Genomic DNA, 421 nt, shown 5'->3' on the forward strand with positions numbered 1-421 from the left:
GGTGGGGAAGCTACTACTCTGATTAGTTTCGGCACAGCTTACTCCGCTTTAGGGGAAAAGCAGAAAGCCTTGGAATATTACAATACTGCGCTACCACTGTATCGTGCAGTGGGTGACAGGGGTGGGGAAGCTAATACTCTGATTAGTTTCGGCGCAGTTTACGATGCTTTAGGGGAAAAGCAGAAAGCCTTGGAATATTACAATACTGCACTACCACTGTATCGCGCGGTGGGCGACAGGCGTGGGGAAGCTAATACTCTGGTTAGTTTCGGCGCAGTTTACGACGCTTTAGGGGAAAAGCAAAAAGCCTTGAAATATTACAATACTGCGCTACCACTGTACCGCGCGGTGGGCGACAGGGGTGGGGAAGCTTCTACTCTGGTTAGTTTTGGGAAAGTTTACTCCGCTTTAGGGGAAAAGC

General features: G+C 49.4%; 1 protein-coding gene. It reads left to right on the forward strand.

Annotated features, from left to right (window positions below; genetic code table 11):
* Nucleotides 1-421, forward strand: a 421-nt coding sequence (locus BV372_RS38095) for a tetratricopeptide repeat protein (protein ID WP_256973605.1), incomplete at both ends; no start/stop codon positions are given.

This window comes from Nostoc sp. T09, from assembly GCF_002154695.1.
Classification (GTDB): Bacteria; Cyanobacteriota; Cyanobacteriia; order Cyanobacteriales; family Nostocaceae; genus Aulosira.